The organism is Pseudomonas mucidolens (assembly GCF_900106045.1).
Lineage (GTDB): Bacteria > Pseudomonadota > Gammaproteobacteria > Pseudomonadales > Pseudomonadaceae > Aquipseudomonas > Aquipseudomonas mucidolens.
The window spans coordinates 1,518,093-1,533,334 of record NZ_LT629802.1; the positions used below are offsets into that span (position 1 = coordinate 1,518,093).

General features: G+C 60.6%; 13 protein-coding genes. All 13 read right to left on the reverse strand.

The genetic code is table 11. From position 1 onward, the window contains the following. Positions 1–121: 121 nt before the first annotated feature. The 13 genes from nuoN to BLU75_RS07385 all read right to left on the reverse strand — a co-directional run bounded on the left by nuoN (position 122) and on the right by BLU75_RS07385 (position 15,074). On the reverse strand, positions 122–1,585 hold the full coding sequence (gene nuoN, locus BLU75_RS07325; protein WP_084378063.1) for an NADH-quinone oxidoreductase subunit NuoN: 1,464 nt from the start codon (positions 1,583–1,585) through the stop codon (positions 122–124). A gap of 7 nt (positions 1,586–1,592) precedes the next feature. Continuing rightward, positions 1,593–3,125: an NADH-quinone oxidoreductase subunit M gene (nuoM, locus tag BLU75_RS07330; RefSeq protein WP_084378062.1), complete on the reverse strand. Its 1,533-nt coding sequence runs from the start codon at positions 3,123–3,125 to the stop codon at positions 1,593–1,595. A gap of 49 nt (positions 3,126–3,174) precedes the next feature. Next, positions 3,175–5,028, reverse strand: coding sequence for an NADH-quinone oxidoreductase subunit L (nuoL, locus tag BLU75_RS07335; protein WP_084378061.1), 1,854 nt, complete (start codon positions 5,026–5,028; stop codon positions 3,175–3,177). After that, the gene (gene nuoK, locus BLU75_RS07340) at positions 5,025–5,333 is read right to left on the reverse strand and encodes an NADH-quinone oxidoreductase subunit NuoK (protein WP_003174727.1); all 309 of its coding nucleotides are present in this window, start codon (positions 5,331–5,333) and stop codon (positions 5,025–5,027) included. The genes nuoL and nuoK overlap by 4 nt, the downstream gene beginning before the upstream one ends. Before the next feature lie 2 nt (positions 5,334–5,335). Beyond that, complete coding sequence (nuoJ, locus tag BLU75_RS07345; protein ID WP_058415522.1) at positions 5,336–5,839, reverse strand: NADH-quinone oxidoreductase subunit J; 504 nt, start codon at positions 5,837–5,839, stop codon at positions 5,336–5,338. A gap of 9 nt (positions 5,840–5,848) precedes the next feature. Next, positions 5,849–6,397: an NADH-quinone oxidoreductase subunit NuoI gene (gene nuoI, locus BLU75_RS07350; protein ID WP_003174725.1), complete on the reverse strand. Its 549-nt coding sequence runs from the start codon at positions 6,395–6,397 to the stop codon at positions 5,849–5,851. A gap of 11 nt (positions 6,398–6,408) precedes the next feature. Beyond that, entirely contained in the window at positions 6,409–7,416 is a 1,008-nt protein-coding gene (gene nuoH / locus BLU75_RS07355) for an NADH-quinone oxidoreductase subunit NuoH (RefSeq protein WP_084378060.1), read from the reverse strand. Further along, complete coding sequence (nuoG, locus tag BLU75_RS07360) at positions 7,413–10,127, reverse strand: NADH-quinone oxidoreductase subunit NuoG (protein WP_084378059.1); 2,715 nt, start codon at positions 10,125–10,127, stop codon at positions 7,413–7,415. The genes nuoH and nuoG overlap by 4 nt, the downstream gene beginning before the upstream one ends. 136 nt (positions 10,128–10,263) lie before the next feature. Further along, positions 10,264–11,622, reverse strand: a complete 1,359-nt coding sequence (gene nuoF, locus BLU75_RS07365) for an NADH-quinone oxidoreductase subunit NuoF (protein ID WP_084378058.1) — start codon at positions 11,620–11,622, stop codon at positions 10,264–10,266. Continuing rightward, on the reverse strand, positions 11,619–12,116 hold the full coding sequence (nuoE, locus tag BLU75_RS07370) for an NADH-quinone oxidoreductase subunit NuoE (protein WP_084378057.1): 498 nt from the start codon (positions 12,114–12,116) through the stop codon (positions 11,619–11,621). The genes nuoF and nuoE overlap by 4 nt, the downstream gene beginning before the upstream one ends. 2 nt (positions 12,117–12,118) lie before the next feature. After that, positions 12,119–13,903 carry an NADH-quinone oxidoreductase subunit C/D gene (gene nuoC, locus BLU75_RS07375; protein WP_084378056.1) on the reverse strand — a complete coding sequence of 595 codons (1,785 nt, stop codon included), beginning with the start codon at positions 13,901–13,903 and terminating at the stop codon, positions 12,119–12,121. Between the two features lie 72 nt (positions 13,904–13,975). Then, entirely contained in the window at positions 13,976–14,650 is a 675-nt protein-coding gene (locus BLU75_RS07380; RefSeq protein ID WP_003219572.1) for a NuoB/complex I 20 kDa subunit family protein, read from the reverse strand. Positions 14,651–14,660: 10 nt separating this feature from the next. Then, entirely contained in the window at positions 14,661–15,074 is a 414-nt protein-coding gene (locus BLU75_RS07385; protein WP_084378055.1) for an NADH-quinone oxidoreductase subunit A, read from the reverse strand. Positions 15,075–15,242 lie beyond the last annotated feature (168 nt).

Sequence of the window (15,242 nt, forward strand, 5' to 3'; positions counted from 1 at the left end):
GTTGCTCGGACGGTTACACCGCTATAGCAATAGACGCTGCGCCGCGCCTCTTGGATCAACTCCTGAAAACGCAAAACGGCACCCGAAGGTGCCGTTCTGCTTACTGCTTGCCGCTAAGCGATCAACCCGCCATCACCGCATGCTGCACCAGGGTGAGCAAGGGTTGCGGGTAGACACCCAGGAAGAATGCCAGCAGGGCGATTGCCAGCAGCATCACGCCGCCAGCTTTCTGTTCCCAGTGCAGTTCGGCATCCACACGGCGCAGGTTCGGCTCGATCAGGTACAGGGTGACCATTACGCGCAGGTAGTAGAACACGCCGATGGCGCTACCCAGTACCAGGGACGCGACCAACCACCATTCGTGCGCCTCGACACCGGTCGCGACGATGTAGAACTTGCCGATGAAGCCCGCGGTCAGCGGGATACCGGCCAGCGACAGCATCATCACGGTCAGCACGGCGGTCAGGTACGGACGGCGCCAGAATAGGCCGCGATACTCGTACAGGGCGTCAGCGTCACGGCCTTTGTAAGGCGAGGACATCAGGGTGATCACACCGAAAGCGCCGAGGCTGGTGATCACGTAGGTGACCAGGTACACGCCAATCGCTTCCACCGCTAGGCCCTTGCTCGCCACCAAGGCGATCAGCAGGTAACCGAAGTGGGCGATGGACGAATAACCCAGCAGACGCTTGAGGTTGTTCTGAGTCAGGGCCAGCAGGTTACCGAACAGGATCGACGCGATAGCGATGATGGTCAGTACGTTGCTCAGCACGCCAGTGTTGGCCGCAGGGGAAATCTGGAACAGACGCACCATTACCGCAAACACCGCCACTTTTGAGGCCGTGGCCAGGAACGCAGCGACAGGCGCCGGGGCGCCTTCGTAGACGTCCGGGGTCCACAAGTGGAACGGCACCAGCGACAGTTTGAACGCCAGGCCAATCAGCATCATCCCCAGGCCCAACTGGGCGATTGGCGCAGGCATGCTGGTGGTCGCCAGGGCGTGACCGATACCGCTGAAGCTCAGGCTACCGGCCTCGGCATAGAGCAGCGCCATGCCGAACAACAGAAACGCGGAACCGGCAGCCGACAGCACCATGTACTTGATGCCGGCTTCCAGCGAGCGCTTGTTGAAGAAGGCGTAGGCCACCAGGCCATAGGTCGGGACCGACAGCAGTTCCAGGCCGATGAACAAGCCGGCCAGGTGCTGCGCGCTGACCAGCACGATACCGCCGGCCGCAGCCAGCAGGATCAGCAGGTACAGCTCTTCCTTGTTGCCCGGGTAGCCGGTGCCGCCTTCGCCGAGGTAGGCGTGGGCGAGGGTGACGCAGGCAAGGGTGGCAATCAGGATCAACGCGATGTACAGCAGCGCGAAGTCATCGACCATCATCAACGGGGTGATCGCCAGGGGCGCGACCTTGAGTGCCGGGATGATCGACAGCAAGGCCAGGTTCAGACCGGCGGTGGACAGCAGGAACGTCTGCGAGTGATTGCGACGCCAGGCGATCGCCAGCATCACCACCACGATGGTGAGGCTGGTGATCAGCAGCGGCGCAAGCGCGATAAAGTGTTGGATCGTGAATTCCATAGCGCTCTTACCGGGCCGAAGCGAGTTGAGAGAAGGCGGTGCTGAACCACTGCTGCACGCCATGCATCGTCGCGGCAGAAGTGTCCAGGAACGGTTGCGGGTACACGCCGATGTAGATCAGCAATACCGCAAGACCGAGCACCATGATCAGTTCACGAGCATCCATCCCTTGCAGGACGGTGTCGGATTTGGCCGGGCCGAAGTAGGCGCGGTGGATCATGATCAGCGAGTAAACCGAACCGAACACCAGGCCGGAGGTGGCAATGGCGCTGATCCACGGTGTTTGTACGAACGCACCCATCAGGATCAGGAATTCACCGATGAAGTTACCGGTCCCCGGCAAGCCCAGGGACGCGGCGGCGAAGAACAGGCTGATCGCCGGCAGGTAAGCGATACGTGACCAGACACCGCCCATTTCGCGCATGTCCCGGGTATGCAGGCGTTCATACAACTGGCCGCTGAGGATAAACAGCGCGGCTGCCGAAACACCGTGGGCCAACATCTGGATCACGGCACCTTGCAACGCCAGCTGACTGCCGGAGTAGATACCGATCAGTACGAAGCCCATGTGGGAAACGGACGAGAAGGCAATCAGACGCTTGATGTCGGTTTGTGCGAAGGCCAGGAATGCACCGTAGAAAATCCCGACCAGGCCCAGGGTCATGGCGATCGGCGCAAACTCGGCCGAGGCATTCGGGAACAGCGGCAAGGCGAAGCGCAGCAGACCATAAGCCGCGGTCTTCAGCAGGATACCGGCCAGGTCCACGGAACCAGCGGTCGGCGCCTGGGCGTGAGCGTCAGGCAACCAGGAATGGAACGGCACCACCGGCAGCTTCACCGCGAACGCGATGAAGAAGCCCAGCATCAGGATGTACTCGGTGGTCAGCGACATCTGGGTTTTCAACAGGTCGGCGTAGTTGAAGGTAATCACGCCTGTGTTGTTGAAGTTGACCAGTACCAGACCGAGGATCGCCACCAGCATGATCAGGCCGGAAGCCTGGGTGAAGATGAAGAACTTGGTCGCCGCGTAGATCCGGGTTTTCTTGCCGTCCGAAGAACTGTGACCCCAGAGCGCGATGAGGAAGTACATCGGCACCAGCATCATTTCCCAGAAGAAGAAGAACATGAACAGGTCGAGGGCGAGGAATACGCCAACCACGCCGCCCAGGATCCACATCAGGTTCAGGTGGAAGAAGCCCACATGACGCTGAATCTCTTTCCAGGAACAAAGTACCGAGAGGATACCCAGCAAGCCGGTCAGCAGGATCATCAACAGCGACAGGCCGTCGAGGGCCAGGTGCACGTTGATGCCGAAGCGTTCGATCCAGACGTGCTTGAATTCAAGCGCGAAGGTTGGATCGACACCCGGTGCCGGAGCAAATGAATAGTCGCCATGGCCCCACAGCCAGAGGCCGAGTGCGAGTTCCAGGGACATGGTCAGCAACGCAATCCAACGGGGCAGGGTTGCGCCGAAGCGCTCGCCCATCCAGCAGAGCAGGCCGCCGATAAAGGGAATCAGGATTAGCCAGGGCAGAATCATGACGGGCTCGTTTCCTTTCGCAAGTTCGCAAAGTGCGCAATGTACATAGTCAGACCGCAACCACGACGATGGCGCCGATCACCAAAACGGCACCGGCCGCCATGGAAGCTGCATACCAACGCAATTGGCCAGTCTCGCTGCGGCTCAGGGCGTTGTGTCCACCCTTGGCGGCGCGCGGGATCAAACCGATGGTCTGGTCGAGCGGGTCTTTGCGCAGTACGTGGCTGATCGCAAGGTAAGGCTTGACGAACAGTTTGTCGTAGATCCAGTCGAAGCCCCAGGCAGCGAACCACCAGGCCGAAAGGAAACGGCCAATGCCGCTGTTGGCAACGGCGGTGGCGAAGCGCCGCTTGCCAAGGAACAGCATGGCCGCCAGCAGAATACCCGCGATGGCGATGGCGCCCGAGGCGATTTCCAGGCTGTGCTTGGCGTCGCCGCCGGCATGGCCGACGCTTTGTGGCAGCACACCGGCCAGCGGCGGGGTGATCAGGGCGCCGACGAAGGTCGACAGCACGATCAGCACCGACAGTGGCAGCCAGTGAGAGATGCCGTGGCCTGCGTGCGCTTCGGTCTTGGCTTCACCGTGGAAGGTGATGAAGATCAGGCGGAAGGTGTAGAGCGAGGTCATGAACGCACCCACCAGACCTGCGTACAGCAGACCCTGGTTACCGCTGGCAAAGGCTTCCCAGAGGATTTCGTCTTTCGAGTAGAAACCCGCGGTTACCAACGGCAACGCCGCCAGTGCCGCGCCGCCGACGATGAAGCTGGCGTAAGCCAATGGCAGTTTCTTCCACAGGCCACCCATCTTGAAGATGTTCTGCTCGTGGTGGCAGGCAACGATCACCGCACCGGACGCAAGGAACAGCAGGGCCTTGAAGAAGGCGTGGGTCATCAGGTGGAAGATCGCGCCGTCCCAGGCGCCGACGCCCAGGGCCAGGAACATGTAACCGATCTGGCTCATGGTCGAGTAGGCGAGGATACGTTTAATGTCGGTCTGTACCAGCGCGGCGAAACCGGCCAGCACCAGCGTCACGCCACCCACCAGGCCGACCAGATGCAGGATCTCCGGCGCCAGGGTGAACAGGCCATGGGTACGAGCGATCAGGTAGACACCCGCGGTCACCATGGTTGCCGCGTGAATCAGTGCGGAAACCGGGGTAGGACCGGCCATCGCATCTGCCAGCCAGGTTTGCAGTGGCAGTTGCGCGGATTTACCGACGGCGCCGCCCAGCAGCATCAGGGTTGCCAGGGTGATCCAGAAGTCGCCGACCTGGAATTTCTGCGGCGCCAACACCAACAGCTCCTGGATATTCAGCGTGCCCACCTGCTGGAACAGGATGAACAGGCCGATGGCCATGAACACGTCGCCGATCCGGGTCACGATAAACGCCTTGAGTGCCGCGTTCCCGTTGTTGCGGTTGCTGTAATAGAAACCGATCAACAGGTACGAGCACAGGCCCACGCCTTCCCAGCCGAAGTACAGGAACAACAGGTTATCGCCCAGCACCAGGAACAGCATGCTGGCGATAAACAGGTTGGTGTACGAGAAGAAGCGCGAGTAACCCGCTTCACCACGCATGTACCAGGACGCGAACAGGTGGATCAGGAAACCCACGCCGACCACCACGCCGAGCATGGTGATCGACAGGCCGTCGACGTAGAGGGCGAAGTTGGGCTTGAAGCCCTCCACCGACATCCATTGCCACAGCACCAGGGTGTAGTGACCGCCTTCCGGAGGCGCGACGTTGAATTGCCAGATGACATAGGCGGTGACAAGCGCCGACAAGCCAATGGAACCCACGCCGATCAGCGCCGAGAGGTTTTCCGACCAGCGTCCACGGGAGAACGACAGCAGCAGGAAACCGATCAGGGGAAATACGAAAGTCAGAAAGATCATGTTCATCCGCGCATCTCACTGGCAGCGTCGATATCAAGCGTGTGGAAGCGACGATACAGTTGCAGCAGGATCGCCAAGCCGATACTGGCTTCGGCGGCTGCCAGGCTGATCACCAGGATGAACATGACTTGTCCATCCGGCTGGCCCCAGCGTGCGCCGGCCACGATGAAGGCCAATGCGGCAGCGTTCATCATGATTTCCAGGCTCATCAACACGAACAGAATGTTACGGCGAACCATCAGGCCGACCAGGCCAAGGCAGAACAGGATGCCGGCGACCGCCAGACCATGCTCCAAAGGGATAGCAGGCATCGTCATTGCTCCTTGGCTTCGTTGCGGCCCAGGTGGAAGGCGGTGATGACTGCCGCGAGCAGCAGCATCGAAGCCAGTTCGACCACCAGCAGGTACGGGCCGAACAGGCTGATGCCCACGGCCTTGGCGTCTACGGTGGTGTGGCCGATGGCCTGGCCGCTCTGGTGAGCGAACAGCACATACAGCAGTTCAGCCAGCAGCAGCGCTGCCAGAATCACCGGGCCGAGCCAGATGCCGGGCTTGAGCCAGACGCGCTCCTGGGCCACCGAAGCCGGCCCCAGGTTGAGCATCATCACCACAAACACGAACAGCACCATGATGGCGCCGGCGTAGGCGATCACTTCCAGGACACCGGCGAACGGTGCGCCGAGGCTGAAGAACGTCATGGCCACGGCGATCAGCGAAATGATCAGGTAGAGCAGGGCGTGCACGGGGTTGGTGTTGGTGATCACGCGAAGCGTGGACACCACTGCAATACCCGATGCGAAATAGAAAGCGAATTCCATCTTTCTTCCTTAAGGCAGCAAGCTCTTCACGTTGATCGGCTCGGCTTCGTTCTGTGCGGCGCCTTTCGGCTTACCGGCAACGGCCATACCTGCAACACGATAGAAGTTGTAATCAGGGTTTTTACCGGGACCAGAGATCAACAGATCTTCTTTCTCGTACACCAGGTCCTGACGTTTGAACTCGGCCATCTCGAAATCCGGTGTCAACTGGATCGCGGTGGTCGGGCAGGCTTCCTCGCAGAGGCCGCAGAAAATGCAGCGCGAGAAGTTGATGCGGAAGAAGTCCGGGTACCAGCGACCGTCTTCGGTTTCAGCTTTCTGCAGTGAAATGCAGCCCACCGGGCACGCCACGGCGCACAGGTTGCAGGCTACGCAGCGCTCTTCGCCATCCGGGTCGCGGGTCAGCACGATACGGCCGCGATAGCGCGGCGGCAGGTAGACCGCTTCTTCCGGGTATTGCAGGGTGTCGCGTTTGCGAAAGCCGTGACCGAACACCATCACCAGGCTTCGCAACTGGGTACCGGTACCCTTAACGATGTCGCCAATATATTTGAACATGGGTCAAATCCTCACTGAACCGCGCCCGCTGGCGTGTTCAACAACACAACGGCAGCAGTCACCAGCAAATTGATCAGGGTCAGCGGCAGGCAGAATCTCCAGCTGAAATCCATCACCTGGTCATAACGTGGGCGCGGAATGGAAGCGCGCAGCAGGATGAACAGCATGATGAAGAACGCGGTCTTCAGGAAGAACCAGAAGAATGCCAGTTGCGGCAGGATGCCGAACGGTCCGTGCCAGCCGCCGAAGAACAGCGTGACCAGCAGGGCCGAGATCAAGATGATGCCGATGTACTCACCGACGAAGAACATGCCCCATTTCATGCCGGCGTATTCAATGTGGTAACCGTCGGCCAGTTCCTGTTCCGCTTCCGGCTGGTCGAACGGGTGACGGTGAGTCACGGCGACGCCAGCGATGAAGAAGGTACAGAAGCCGAAGAACTGCGGAATGATGAACCACAGGTTCTGCGCCTGGTACTCGACGATGTCGCGCATGTTGAACGAGCCAACCTGCACCACGATGCCCATCAGCGCCAGGCCCATGAACACTTCGTAGGACACGGTCTGGGCCGAGGCCCGCAAGCTGCCCAGTAGGGCGAACTTGTTGTTACTGGCCCAACCGGCGAACAGCACCGCGTAGACCGACAGACCGGCCATGGCAAAGAAGAACAGCAAGCCGATGTTCAGGTCCGCCACGCCCCAGGTCGGGGTGATCGGGATGACCGCGAAGGCAATCAGCAAGGCGCTCATGGCCACCACCGGTGCCAGGGTGAAGATCACCTTGTCGGCAAACGGCGGGGTCCAGTCTTCCTTGAAGAACATTTTCAGCATGTCGGCGGCGATCTGGAACATGCCGAACGGGCCAACGCGGTTCGGACCGTAACGGTCCTGCCACCAGCCCAGCAGGCGACGTTCGACGAAGCTGAGCAGGGCGCCCGCCACGACCACGGCCAGCAGGATCACGATGGCCTTGAGGACCGCGATGATCACGTCGATCACTTCAGGGGTGAACCAGGTCATTGCGCTGCCTCCTGCAGACCGTCAACGGTTTTGCCGAAAATGGCTGGAGGAATGCCCGAGATACCCGCTGGCAACGCAACCAGGCCTGCACCCAACTCTTCATTGATACGCAGCGGCAGGCGCAGGGTCTGACCGGCTACGTTCAGGCTGAGCAGGGCACCGTCGTTGACACCCAGGCGATCGGCTTCGGACTTGGCCAGGGATACATAAGCAGCCGGAATGCGCTCTTGAACCGGGGCGGCTTTGGAAGAGGTCTCTTCGCTGCCGAACAGGTGGAAGAACGGTACGACCTGCCAGGTACCCGGGGCCGGGTTGAACGGACGCGGTACAGCGGCGAACCAGTTCAGCGCGTCGCCCTGGGTTTCGATCAGGCGGGTGCCCGGGTCGCCAGCGCGAATATGCCCACCGACTTCGTCCTGGAACTTGTTCCAGGCCTGTGGCGAGTTCCAACCCGGCGACCAGGCAAACGGCACCTGCTGACGCGGTTCGGCCGAACCCGAGTAACCTTCCATGGAGAAGGCGAACGCGGTGTCGTTGTCTTGCGGAGTACGTGGTTCGTGCACGCTGATGTCGGCGCGCATGGCGGTACGACCGGAATAGCGCAGCGGTTCGCGGGCGAGTTTCATGCCCTTGATGCGGAACGCGGCGGACGGTGCGGCATCGACGATGCGCGCCAGTTGCGGTGCACTTGCGGCGACGGCTGCGGTGGCGTGGTCGAGCTGGGTCCAGCCGATCGGCTGGTTCAGCAGGGTGGCGCGCAGGGCATGCAGCCAGCGCCAGCCTTCGTGAACCAGGATGCTGGCATCCATGTACTTCGGATCGAACACCTGGAAGAAACGCTGGGCGCGGCCTTCCTGGCTGACCAGGGTGCCATCGCCTTCAGCGAAGGTGGCGGCTGGCAGTACCAGGTCGGCGCGGTCGCTGGTGGCGGTCTTCTGGTGATCGGCAACGATCAGCACTTTGGCGGCGTCCAGCGCGGCGTCGACCTTGGCCGAATCCGTGCGGGTGTACAGGTCGTTTTCCAGCACCACGAGGGCGTCGGCGTTGCCGTCGATCACGCTTTGCAGGGCGGCGTCCACCGATTCGCCACCGAGCATGGCCAGGCCGAGGCTGTTGGCTTCCGGCACGATCAGGCTGATGGAACCGTTCTTCTCGCGCAGCTTGAGGGCTTTGGCGATGTTGGCGGCGGCTTCGATCAGCGCGTTGGACCCCAGGGAGGTACCGGCGATGATCAGTGGGCGCTTGGCCGCGAGCAGGGCGTCAGCGATGCGCTTGGCCAGTTCCAGGGCTTCGCTGTCCAGGCCGTCGACGGCCGGCGCGCTGGCATCCAGAGCGTGGGCCACGGCGAAACCGATGCGCGCCAGGTCGTCAGGCGCCGCATGCACACACTCTTCGGCGATATCGTCGAGCTTGGTTTCAGCGATGCTTGCAATAAACAGCGGGTTCAACGCGTGCTGGCCGATGTTTTTCACCGCCGCATCGAGCCAAGGCTGGACGCGCATGGCGTCGGCCATGTCCTCGGCCTTGCCTTTTACCGACTGGCGCAGGGACAGGGCCACGCGAGCAGCGGTCTGGGTCAGGTCTTCACCGAGGACGAAGATTGCGTCGTGGTCTTCGATGTCGCGCATGTTCGGAACCGGCAGTGGGCTGTCGTTCAGCACTTGCAGGACCAGTCGGATGCGCTCCAGTTCGCCGGCCTCGATACCGGAGTAGAAGTGCTCGGCACCGACCAGTTCGCGCAACGCATAGTTGCTTTCGAGGCTGGCACGTGGCGAACCGATACCGACAATGTTGCGCCCGCGCAGCAGATCGGCGGCCTTGTCCAGCGCCGCGTCCAGGCTCAGCTTGGCGCCATCGGCCAGCAGCGGTTGGCGTGGGCGGTCTTCGCGGTTGACGTAGCCATAGCCGAAACGACCACGGTCGCACAGGAAGTACTGGTTGACCGAACCGTTGAAGCGGTTTTCGATACGCCGCAGTTCGCCGTAACGCTCGCCCGGGGAAATGTTGCACCCGCTGGAGCAGCCATGGCAGATGCTCGGCGCGAATTGCATGTCCCACTTGCGGTTGTAGCGCTCGGAGTGGGTCTTGTCGGTGAACACACCGGTCGGGCAGACCTCGGTGAGGTTGCCGGAGAACTCGCTTTCGAGTACGCCGTCTTCAACGCGACCGAAGTACACGTTGTCGTGGGCGCCGAATACGCCGAGGTCGGTGCCGCCGGCGTAGTCCTTATAGAAACGCACGCAGCGGTAGCAGGCGATGCAGCGGTTCATTTCGTGGGAAATGAACGGGCCGAGGTCCTGGTTCTGGTGAGTACGTTTGGTGAAGCGATAACGGCGCTCGTTGTGGCCGGTCATCACCGTCATGTCCTGCAAGTGACAGTGACCGCCTTCCTCGCACACCGGACAGTCGTGCGGGTGGTTGGTCATCAGCCATTCAACGACACTGGCGCGGAACGCCTTGGACTCTTCATCGTCGATGGAGATCCAGGTGTTGTCGGTGGCCGGGGTCATGCAGGACATGACGATACGACCACGGGTGTCGTTTTCGTCGGTGTACTGCTTGACCGCGCACTGGCGACAGGCACCGACGCTACCTAAAGCGGGGTGCCAGCAGAAATAAGGGATGTCGAGACCTAGTGACAGACACGCCTGTAACAGGTTGTCTGCCCCATCGACTTCGAGCGCTTTGCCGTCTACGTGGATAGTGGCCATGGTTCAAAGATCTTCGTTGGCCCGGTGTCAGCGGGCGTGGCTAATGGAATCTTGTTATTCATGTGAATCAACACAGCCGTTCAGGGCGTCATCACATGAGAAAGCGAAGGGCACGGACCCTTCGCTTCTTTAAGCGTTACGCACCGACCATGGTCGGCGATACCACCTGATTGAGATCGCCCGCGCGGGTTGGCGCGATACCGGCCTCGAATTCAGAGCGGAAATATTTGATCGCGCTGCCCAATGGCTCCACGGCGCCCGGTGCGTGAGCACAGAAGGTCTTGCCTGGACCGAGGAAGCCGACCAGACCCAGCAGGGTCTCGATATCACCCTCGCGGCCTTCGCCATTCTCGAGGGACATCAGCAACTTGACGCTCCATGGCAAACCATCGCGGCACGGGGTGCAGAAACCGCAGGATTCACGGGCAAAGAACTGCTCCATGTTGCGCAGCAGCGAGACCATGTTGACGGTGTTGTCGACCGCCATGGCCAGGCCGGTGCCCATCCGGGTGCCGACTTTGCCGATGCCGCCTGCGTACATCTGGGCATCCAGGTGCTCGGGCAACAGGAAACCGGTGCCCGCGCCGCCTGGCTGCCAGGCCTTGAGGGTATAGCCGTCGCGCATGCCGCCAGCGTAGTCCTCGAACAGCTCGCGTGCGGTCACGCCGAACGGCAGCTCCCACAGGCCAGGGTTCTTGACCTTGCCGGAGAAGCCCATGAGCTTGGTGCCCATGTCTTCGCTGCCTTCGCGGGCCAACGATTTGTACCAGTCGACGCCGTCGGCGATGATCGCCGGCACGTTGCACAAGGTTTCAACGTTGTTCACGCAGGTCGGTTTGCCCCACACGCCTACGGCGGCAGGGAAGGGCGGCTTGGAGCGCGGGTTGGCGCGGCGGCCTTCGAGGGAGTTGATCAGTGCGGTTTCTTCACCGCAGATGTAACGCCCGGCGCCGGTGTGCACAAAGAGCTCGAAGTCAAAACCCGAACCCAGGATGTTCTTGCCCAGCAGGCCGGCCGCCTTGGCTTCTTCCACGGCACGGTTGAGGTGCTTGGCGGCGGTGGTGTATTCGCCACGCAAGAAGATATAGCCACGGTAGGTCTTCAGCGCACGGGCACTGATCAGCATGCCTTCGATCAGCAGATGGGGCAGTTGCTCCATCAGCATGCGGTCTTTCCAGGTGTTCGGCTCCATTTCATCCGCGTTGCACAGCAGGTAGCGGATGTTGATGGATTCGTCTTTGGGCATCAGGCCCCACTTCACGCCGGTGGGGAAGCCAGCGCCGCCGCGACCTTTCAGGCCTGCATCCTTCACGGTCTGGACAATATCGTCCTGGGCCATGTCGGCAAAGGCTTTGCGTGCGGCAGCGTAGCCGTTCTTGGCCTGGTACTCGGCAAGCCAAACGGCTTCGCCGTCGTCACGCAGGCGCCAGGTCAGCGGGTGAGTCTCGGCCGAACGCTTTATAAGGTTGGCCGGGCCGAAGGAAGTCAGGGTCATGGGTAGCCCTCGAGCAATTGGCTGACGCCGGCAGGCTGCACGTCGCCGAATGTGTCGTCGTCGATCATCAGCGCCGGTGCTTTGTCGCAGTTGCCCAGGCAGCACACCGGCAGCAGCGTGAAACGGCCGTCTGCGGTGGTCTGGCCGAGGCCGATGCCCAGCTTGTCCTGGATCTCGCTGACCACGGACTCGTGGCCACCGATGTAGCAGACCATGCTGTCGCACACGCGAATGATGTGGCGGCCGACGGGTTGGCGGAAGATCTGGCTGTAGAACGTCGCCACGCCTTCAACGTCGCTGGCGGGGATGCCGAGCATTTCGCCGATGGCGTAGAGGGCGCCGTCCGGCACCCAGCCACGTTCCTTCTGGACGATCTTCAAGGCTTCGATCGACGCCGCGCGCGGGTCTTCGTAGTGATGCAGCTCGTGCTCGATGGCCGAGCGCTCGGTTTCACTCAAGGTGAAACGGTCTGTCTGGATAAGCGTGCTGTTCATGCTTAGCGGTCCACGTCGGCCATAACGAAATCGATACTACCCAGGTACGCAATCAAGTCCGCGACCATCTCGCCTTTGATCACCGAAGGGATCTGCTGCAAGTGCGGGAAGCTTGGCGTACGAATCCGGGTGCGGTAGCTCATGGTGCCGCCATCGCTCGTCAGGTAATAACTGTTGATACCCTTGGTCGCTTCGATCATCTGGAAGGATTCGTTGGCCGGCATTACCGGGCCCCACGAAACCTGCAGGAAGTGCGTGATCAGGGTTTCGATATGCTGCAGCGTGCGCTCTTTGGGCGGCGGCGTGGTCAGCGGGTGATCCGCTTTATACGGGCCGGCCGGCATGTTGCGCATGCACTGCTCGATTATTTTCAGGCTCTGGCGCATTTCTTCGACGCGCACGATGCAACGGTCGTAGGCATCGCCGTTAGCCGCCAGCGGGACTTCGAATTCGAAGTTCTCGTAGCCGGAGTACGGGCGTGCTTTACGCAAGTCGAAATCGCAACCGGTCGAACGCAAGCCAGCACCGGTGACGCCCCATTCCAGGGCTTCTTTGGTGTTGTAGGCGGCGACGCCGATGGTGCGGCCTTTGAGGATGCTGTTGTCCAGGGCGGCTTTCTGATACTCGTCCAGACGCTTGGGCATCCAGTCGATGAATTCCTTGACCAGGCGCTCCCAGCCGTTCGGCAGGTCGTGCGCAACACCGCCGATGCGGTACCAGGCCGGGTGCAGACGGAAACCGGTGATGGCTTCGATGACCTTGTAGGCGCGTTGACGGTCGGTGAAGGTGAAGAACACCGGTGTCATGGCGCCGACGTCCTGGATATAGGTACCCAGGAACAGCAGGTGGCTAGTGATCCGGAAGAATTCGGCCATCATGATGCGGATGGTGTCGACGCGGTCCGGCACCTTGATGCCGGCCAGCTTCTCGACCGAGAGCACGTACGGCAGGTTGTTCATCACGCCGCCGAGGTAGTCGATACGGTCGGTGTACGGGATGAAGCTGTGCCACGACTGACGCTCGGCCATCTTCTCGGCACCACGGTGGTGGTAGCCGATGTCCGGCACGCAGTCGACGATTTCTTCGCCGTCCAGTTGCAGGATGATACGGAAGGCACCGTGAGCCGAAGGGTGGTTCGGGCCCAGGTTGAGGAACATGTAGTCCTCGTTGGTGCCGGAGCGTTTCATGCCCCAGTCTTCCGGACGGAAGCGCGCGGCCTCTTCTTCAAGCTGTTGCTTGGCGAGGTTGAGGCTGTACGGGTCGAATTCGGTGGCGCGGGCAGGGAAGTCCTTGCGCAGCGGGTGACCTTCCCAGGTTGGCGGCATCATGATGCGCGTCAGGTGGGGGTGGCCCGGGAAATCGATACCGAACATGTCCCAGACTTCACGCTCGTACCAGCTGGCGTTCGGCCAGATACCGGTCACGGTCGGTACGCTCAGGTCGCTCTCGGACAGCGCGACCTTGATCATCACGTCGCTGTTACGTTCGATCGACAGCAGGTGATAGAACACAGTGAAATCGACGCCGCTCGGCAGGCCTTGACGCTTGGTGCGCAGACGCTCGTCCACGCCATGCAGGTCATAGAGCATGACGTACGGCTTGGGCAGGTTACGCAGGAAGGTCAGGACTTCGACGAGCTTGGCGCGCGCGACCCACAGCACCGGCATACCGGTGCGTGTGGCCTGCGCAGTGAAGGCGTCAGGGCCAAAACGGTTATTGAGTTCGACGACCACATCCTGGTCGTCTGCCTTATAAGGCGGGATGTACAGAGCACTGCCTGTAGTCATGGTTTTTTATCGCTTTCGGTCAACGTAAAGAATGAAGCCAGGTTTTCGTTCTATAAAAGAAGCGGTGCTGGATCAGACTTCGTCAGGGCTGCGCAGGTTGGTGACCTGAATACGCTGTTCGCGGCGCTGTTCCTTTTGTGACGGCATCTCGGCGCGGTAAACGCCTTGATCTCCGACAACCCAGGAAAGTGGGCGACGCTCCTTGCCAATCGATTCCTGCAACAGCATCAAGCCTTGCAGGAATGCTTCAGGGCGGGGCGGGCAGCCAGGCACGTAGACGTCCACGGGCAGAAACTTGTCCACTCCCTGAACCACGGAGTAGATGTCGTACATGCCACCGGAGTTGGCGCACGAACCCATGGAGATAACCCACTTTGGTTCGAGCATTTGCTCGTAGAGACGCTGAATGATCGGCGCCATCTTGATAAAGCAGGTACCGGCGATAACCATGAAATCCGCTTGGCGCGGTGATGCCCGGATAACTTCGGCGCCAAAGCGCGCGATGTCGTGGGGCGCCGTGAAGGCGGTGGTCATTTCCACGTAGCAGCAGGACAGACCGAAGTTGTACGGCCACAGGGAGTTTTTACGCCCCCAGTTGACCGCACCGCTCAGTACGTCTTCCAGCTTGCCCATGTAGATGTTTTTGTGGACTTGGTCTTCTAACGGATCGGAAACGGTTTCCCGTTCGCCGATGGGGTACTGCTCGTTAGGAGCATCCGGGTCGATCCTGGTGAGATTGTATTGCATCGCCAAAGCCTCATTGTTTCAGCTTCGCTTGCCGCTTGCGACGAGCTTCCGGAGCCCAGTCAAGGGCGCCCACTCGAAATAGGTAGACAAGGCCTGCCAACAGAATTGCTATGAAAATGAGAGCTTCGACGAATCCGGTCCAGCCGCTTTCGCGGACGGACACAGACCAGGCAAAGAGAAAGAGGGCTTCGATATCGAAGATCACGAAAAGCATCGCGACCAGATAGAATTTGGCTGAGAGCCGCAAGCGGGCGCCACCTGTAGGTAGCATGCCGGACTCGAACGGTTCGTTTTTGCTGCGACCCCAGGCTTTTGACCCCAGGAGGCTGGATACACCGAGCATGAAGGCGCAAAGGCCGATGACACCTAGAAGGAAAATGGCAAAGCCCCAGTTGTGGGCCATGAGTCCTGTCGCTTCGGGCATGCTGGTAATCCTTAACAGAGAGCAAAGGTCTCTGAGCGTAATAAAGAAATAAAGCAGTGACGATATATCGCAGCGCAATCAATCGCGGTGATTTTATGGCTAAACACCGAGCAAGTAAAATTTGCAGAGCGAAAATATTCGATGGAATAAGGACATAGTGCACCTTTA